This window comes from Caballeronia sp., from assembly GCF_028292365.1.
Lineage (GTDB): Bacteria > Pseudomonadota > Gammaproteobacteria > Burkholderiales > Burkholderiaceae > Caballeronia.
Genome location: NZ_JAQGMM010000070.1, coordinates 1 through 6,204, shown reverse-complemented (window position 1 = coordinate 6,204; position 6,204 = coordinate 1). Strand labels below are relative to the sequence as shown.

The window sequence follows — 6,204 nt, the reverse complement described above, 5'->3', positions numbered from 1 at the left end:
GGTGTGCATTCGATCCCCCTGCTTGCGGCACGCGCCTGGGAGACGCTTCTCGGCGGGTCAATCGGCCTCGTCGCCGCCATGTTTGTTTTCCCACTGCGGCCCTCTGACGCCCGCGAATAGACTGCATCAAAGTCTGAATCCATCTATACGCTACGACTCCAGCTCAAGGAACTGAGTGCGCGGAAATGAGCCCGGATCAAGGGAACAGCCCGGCCGCCCGATACGCCGTAACCGCACGATCAAACATGGTGATCTCGCCCCGCCCTCTTGCCACGAGCTGAGCACCTTCGATCGCGGCAAAGATTGCCAGTGCCTGGTGCTGAATTGCATCCTTTCCCGTCTTCGCTTTTCGAAGCGAGAGGACTTCAGTCAACCACTTGACGTTGACGTTGGTGAACCGATCCAACTCTGCTCTCACTTCCACGGGCAAGTCGTCGTATTCGGCGGACATGAGCCCGACAAGGCACATCCGATTGTCATTGAGCAACGCCGCACGGAAGATGCCCGTGTAACCGATCATGCACTTGTGAGCATCTTTGGAGGTGGCGAGCAGTTTTTCGAGCGCCGCGCTGCCGTCGTCCGTGTAGCGTTGCGCCAGAGCGGCGCCAAGATCGCCTTTAGTTGGAAAGTGGTGATGGATGCTCGCGCTCGATACGCCCACTTCTTTTCCGATTTCACGAAAGCTTAGTGCGTTGTAGCCGTGCGCTTGCACCATGAGCCGCGCCACGCTCATGATTCGTTCTTTGGTGTCTGTGACGGTCATCAGGAGCCCTTGTTGACAGGTAAGTCGTTATTCGTAGTGTATCTCTATCGGTAGATAAGCACAATCGTGCTGCTTAGTTATCGATAGATAGCTCTTGACATCGCGATTTCCCCGCCTCATGCTTCGTTCCACGCCTAACCTATCGATAGATAACCTAAAGGAATCGATCATGAAGATTTACGACACCCCTGGCTTCCCGAATCCCGCCCGCATTCGCATCGTCCTTGCCGAAAAAGGACTGGATTCCCAGATTGAATTTGTGAAGGTGGATCTGTTTGCGGCTGAGCACAAGCAGGACGCTTTTCTCGCCATGAATCCGGCTGGCACTGTTCCCGTGCTTGAACTCGACGACGGCACGTTCATCTCGGAAGGCGTCGCGATTACCGAATACCTCGACAACCTGGATGGAAACCCCACGCTCACGGGCAAGACGCCGAGGGAGAAAGCAGTCATTCATATGATGCAGAAGCGGGCTGACGATCAACTTATCGATGCTGTCGGTATTTACTTCCACCATGCAACCCCAGGACTGGGTGCGCGCGTGGAAGCCTACAAGAGTCCTGAATGGGCGCACCGGAAGGAATGGGGTGAACGGCACCACGAGAAGTTCGTGCGCGGCATGAAGTATTTCGACAGCGCGCTTAAGACCCACCCTTACGTGGCCGGCGATAATTTCTCGATGGCCGATATCACGGTCTATGCCGCGCTCATGCACGCCGGCGCCGCAGGCATTGCGATTCCGGACGATTGTTCGGCCTTGTCTGCGTGGCAGGCAAAGATGTCGGAGCGGCCGAGCGTGAAGAACCGAAGTGGACAAGTGATGGAGCTGCCGGCCTGACATGGTGCGATGCCCTCAGTGCCCGGGGCATTGTTATTCGCCACCCACGCGGACTGGGCGCAGCGACCGCCCCAGCGCTAGCTCGCGAAGACACCGACGTCGCAATCGGCTACGTCGCCTCAGAACCATCGTGCCGAAGCAAGCGCCGCCGACATTCGCGCTACTGGGGGGCGGTTCAATTTTTCGGGCTGACCAAGCTGATTCGGCCGTGCTAGCCAAATTCGTCGTGCTGCGGCAATTCGTCGGTGATGGAATACCACGGCGCTTTGGACCCGACAAAAATATGGGCGGTTGGGCGAATAGTCGGAGTGTCGCTAAGCGTTCCTAAGGTGACGTGAGCGAACTCGCCTTCGCGAACCACCGAAAACAAAAGACTTCCGCAGATCTTGCAATGAACATCGTGAGCCGCGTTCTCGTCGCCGAAAATCAACAGGTCGTCTTGCCCTTGAGTGATGCCCAACTTGTTACGTTCGATCCCTGCGAATGGCTTGAACGCTGAACCCGTCGCGCGCCGGCAGTTTGAACAGTGGCAGTTCAATGCATAAACGAACTCGTCCTTCACTGCGTATTGGACTGCGCCGCAAAGGCATCTGCCTGCAAGCAACGAATTCACGTTTCCCTCTATAAAAGAAGTCATGCTCACGAACTGGATAATCAAATTCTGATTAGTTGGGTCCAGCTAACTTTCCGTCACATCAGAGAATGTTAGCGCCTGCAGCCATTTTAGTGCCTTTTTTTCGATCTTATCGAGAACTCGCCATCCGGCATGCTGGAGCGTACGCCTCTTGTCATGGCCGGCGTGTATCTGCGTCGGCGAGTTGAAATAGGCAGTCACCACGCCGCACAGCCGCTTGCATCCGCTTGCACACCACCTCGCCTTGACCATCAAAGTGGACCGTTACCGGTTCACGTAGCGGCGCATCCGGGAAATGAATGAGGGCGGCCGGCTGACCTTTCGTCACGCGCTCGCCCAATTCGATCAACGGTTCGTACACGCCGTTCTCGTGACTATAGACGTAGTGATGCGGCCCCTCCACTCGCAAATACCGGGTCGTTGCCGGCGCCGAATCAGGGACAAGCGGCCCGTCCAATACCTCGACAAAATGAAGGAAGTGCAACAGGCCTTGATAACCCTCGCGAATGAGTTTGGCATCGGAGGCGCCACCCCCGCCGAGTTCAGTCAGAATCGAAATCGCGCCCTGACGTCGGGCCGCTGCTGAAATGTTGACTGAATTGGGCGCATGCACAAAAGCCCGGGGCAGCCCGAATGCAGCCAGGAGTGCCCTGACTCTTGTCTCCTCCGCGGCATCACGTGGTTCCAGGGCAAGCATGTTGCCACCGTCGTACATCAAGGAGCTGCCTCCCGAATGCAGGTCAACAAGGTACTGAGAGCGAGCGAGCAGCGTATTTTCAATGTAGTCCGCAATAACCTCCGTAGGGGACCCCGTCGGGTCTCCTGGAAACAGGCGGTTCAGATTGCCACCGTCAACGGGGGAAGTGCGCGTACCCGCTTCCGCGGCCGGGAAGTTGGCCATCGGCAAAAGAATGAGCTGCCCGCGGATCATCTCCGGCTCAATTTCGCGGATCAATCGCGAGACAATGATTTGGCCTTCGTACTCGTCCCCGTGATTGCCGGCGCACAGCAGTACCGTAGGACCTTCGCCATTTCGGATGGACGCAATCGGAATTGGAATCCATCCATAGGCCGACCGATGAACTGAATGCGGCAAGCGCAGGTATCCAACATATTTTCCGTCGGCGTCGAGATCGATCTCACTGCGAATAGGATTGTTCGGTTTGGAAGTATCTGTCATGTTTTTTCCTGTTATTTACCGGTGACTATCTGGATATCTCCGACGACGTCGTAGTCGGCGCCGAGCCACTTGTGCCCAAGTTTTTCGAGCGTACCGTCTGCGACCATGTCGGCGATCGCTTTGTTGATCGCTCCAACCAAGGCGGGTTTGTTCTTGGGAATGGCGACGCAACCTAACGAGATGGTTAATGGCGGCCCCACCTCCTTGATCGGCAGATGGTTGATGTCGCGCTCCTTTTGCCCCGCGAAATGGGATTCGATCAACGCATCTACCCGTCCCGCGGCTAGATCGCCATACAGGAATCCACTGTTGTCGTAGCTATGGATTGTCGAATTCGGCAAATGCGCGCGCGCCCAGACCTCGTTCGACGTTCCCGCCCCGACCCCGATGTTCTTTCCAGCCAGGTCCGTCACACCTTTGATGTCACCCGAACGAGCATTGACCCAGATGCGAAACTCCTGGGGTGCATAGGCGTCGGAAAAATCGACAATCTTTTTACGCTCCGTGGTCGCGGCCATGCTGTTCACGACAATGTCGTATTTCCCCGTCCTCAGGCCATCGACGAAGTTCGAAAATGTATCGGCAACAAACGTCACCTTCGCGACGCCAATCCGCTTTGCCACCTCGTGGGCGACATCGACATCGTAGCCAGCAGGCTCGTTGTGCTGGTCAATCGAACTCCACGGAGGACTCTCCTGCGTATTGGCAATAGTGATCACGCCTGCCTGCCGAAGCGCGGACAGCGACGTATCGGCTTGCGCATGACTTGCGGACGCCACCAGCAGCGTCATGCAAGACAGCATGAGCCGCAATGACGATCGGACACGGTACCGGTTCATTTCGATGTTCCCTAAAGAGTAAGGTTTAGCGGTCTCAAACGAAGCATCATCTGATTGAGCATGTCGCAAACGCGTAATAAATGACGCTAGTTCTGGGACGCGCGTTTTATATAACCGACCATGTCATAGTTGCTTCCAACCCATTTCTTGCCAAGGCGCTCAATGGTCCCGTCCGTAACCATGCTTGCGAGTGCCTTATTGATGGCATCGCGCAACGGCTGATCGCCTTTCTTCATCGCGGCGGCAGACAGTTGAAACGTCAGCGGTTCGCCGACTTCCTTCACCGGAAGATGGTTGGCCTGCTTGGTAGCCAGACCGCCGAAATGCGACGTGACCGTGGCATCAATGCGCCCGTTCGCGAGGTCGCTGAACAATAGTCCGCCGTTGTCGTAGTCAACGAACGTCGCTCCGGCGAGATGCGCGCGTGACCAGGATTCGTTGGACGTCCCCGCAACAACGCCCACACGTTTGCCATTGAGATCCTTTTCTCCGTGTATGGAGCTATCTCCCTCGCGCACCCAGATCCGAAAATCTTCCACGCCATAGGCATCCGAGAAATCAACCTGCTTCATCCGCTCAGGCGTAGGCGTCAGGTCATTCATCACGAGTTCGTACTTGCCCGTTTTCAAGCCTTCAACAAAATTGCTCCATGTGTCTCCTATAAAGATGACCTTCTGAACGCCCATGCGCCTGACTACTTCGCGAGCGACGTCGACGTCATAACCGGTCGGCTGGTTATTGTTGTCGATGAGACTCCAGGGAGGACTTGTCTGCGTGTTTGCAATCCTGATCACACCGCTTGTACGGATCGCCGCAAGGGAATCCGTCTCAGCATGCGCGCTCTGCGCGGAGCACAACCCTGGTATTGATGCAATGCATAACGTTAGTATTGCAGAGGAACATTTAGTATTTGTCATTTTTTTATCCCTTGATAAGCCAGGTTTCCGTGGTCCCGAGTATGCTCAACGGTGTCTTGCTAGACAGCCAGTTTCCCGAGAAACCGCTGCGCACGCACGCTGCTATTTGCATCGGAGAAAAACTCACTCGCCGGGACATCGTGCAATATCTCGCCCCCTTCGACGAAAAGAATACGATCGGCAACTTCCCGGGCGAAACGAATCTCATGGGTGACGACCAGCATCGTCATGCCCTCGCTTGCCAACTCACGCATGACGCCGAGAACCTCGTCACGCAGCTCTGGATCGAGCGCCGACGTCGGCTCATCAAAGAAGATGACCTTGGGGTCCATAGCAAGACCCCGTGCAATGGCAACGCGCTGTTTTTGTCCGCCCGACAGTTCGCGCGGGTAAGCCCCAGCCTTTTCAGCAAGGCCTACCCGGCCAAGCAGTGTCCGACCGCGCTCCCTGGCCTCGGCTTTAGGAACACTTTTCACACTCACCAGGCCTTCAATAACATTTTCGAGTGCGCTCATATGCGGGAAAAGATTGAACGACTGGAACACCATGGCTGTGTTTCGACGAATCAGGGTCATCTGAGCACGCATGGCGCGAGAGCAACGCTCAAGCTTCCCGTTCGCCGCCGGATCGCACACTACTTCTATCCCGCACACTTCGACCGTCCCGCTATCGGGCATTTCGAGGAAATTGAGTGACCGGATCAACGTGGTCTTACCCGATCCCGAGGATCCCATGATGACGACCACTTCACCCGCGTTAACCGTCAGGTCGACGCCACGCAGCACGGCGTTTTCACCGAATTTCTTGTGCAGGCTTCGGGCCCTGAGCACCACATTGTCAGCTTTCACCCGTACCTCCTGAGCAGTCGGCCTTCAAGGACGGTTTGCGCAATAGTCAGCACCTGGCTAATCACCCAGTAGAGCGCCCCGACAATCAGGAACATGTCCATGTATCGAAAAGTTGCAGCGCCTACTTGATTGGCAACACGCGTCAGTTCGACCACCGTGACCGCCGACGCGAGTGAGGTGTCCTT

At 56.1% G+C, this 6,204-nt stretch carries 7 protein-coding genes and 1 pseudogene; 1 reads left to right on the top strand and 7 read right to left on the bottom strand.

Annotated features, from left to right (window positions below; all coding sequences use genetic code 11):
- Positions 1 to 196 precede the first annotated feature (196 nt).
- On the bottom strand, positions 197 to 763 hold the full coding sequence (locus tag JWR14_RS04170) for a TetR/AcrR family transcriptional regulator (RefSeq protein WP_299701798.1): 567 nt from the start codon (positions 761 to 763) through the stop codon (positions 197 to 199).
- 169 nt (positions 764 to 932) lie between these two features.
- Here JWR14_RS04170 and JWR14_RS04165 point away from each other — a divergent pair, with 169 nt between their 5' ends.
- The gene (locus JWR14_RS04165; RefSeq protein ID WP_299701795.1) at positions 933 to 1,601 is read left to right on the top strand and encodes a glutathione S-transferase; all 669 of its coding nucleotides are present in this window, start codon (positions 933 to 935) and stop codon (positions 1,599 to 1,601) included.
- Between the two features lie 211 nt (positions 1,602 to 1,812).
- Here JWR14_RS04165 and JWR14_RS04160 read toward each other — a convergent pair whose 3' ends face one another.
- The 6 genes and pseudogenes from JWR14_RS04160 to JWR14_RS04135 form a co-directional block, all read right to left on the bottom strand.
- Positions 1,813 to 2,238, bottom strand: a complete 426-nt coding sequence (locus tag JWR14_RS04160; RefSeq protein ID WP_299701792.1) for a GFA family protein — start codon at positions 2,236 to 2,238, stop codon at positions 1,813 to 1,815.
- A 151-nt stretch (positions 2,239 to 2,389) separates the two neighbouring features.
- Complete coding sequence (locus JWR14_RS04155; protein ID WP_299701789.1) at positions 2,390 to 3,415, bottom strand: succinylglutamate desuccinylase/aspartoacylase family protein; 1,026 nt, start codon at positions 3,413 to 3,415, stop codon at positions 2,390 to 2,392.
- A gap of 11 nt (positions 3,416 to 3,426) precedes the next feature.
- Positions 3,427 to 4,254: a transporter substrate-binding domain-containing protein gene (locus tag JWR14_RS04150; protein ID WP_299701786.1), complete on the bottom strand. Its 828-nt coding sequence runs from the start codon at positions 4,252 to 4,254 to the stop codon at positions 3,427 to 3,429.
- Between the two features lie 86 nt (positions 4,255 to 4,340).
- The gene (locus JWR14_RS04145) at positions 4,341 to 5,048 is read right to left on the bottom strand and encodes a transporter substrate-binding domain-containing protein (RefSeq protein ID WP_299701783.1); all 708 of its coding nucleotides are present in this window, start codon (positions 5,046 to 5,048) and stop codon (positions 4,341 to 4,343) included.
- A gap of 182 nt (positions 5,049 to 5,230) precedes the next feature.
- A complete protein-coding gene (locus tag JWR14_RS04140) occupies positions 5,231 to 6,019 on the bottom strand; it encodes an amino acid ABC transporter ATP-binding protein (RefSeq protein ID WP_299701781.1) in 789 nt (262 codons plus the stop codon).
- Positions 6,016 to 6,204: pseudogene (locus tag JWR14_RS04135) on the bottom strand (amino acid ABC transporter permease); the annotation flags it as partial. The pseudogene JWR14_RS04135 and the gene JWR14_RS04140, both read right to left, overlap by 4 nt.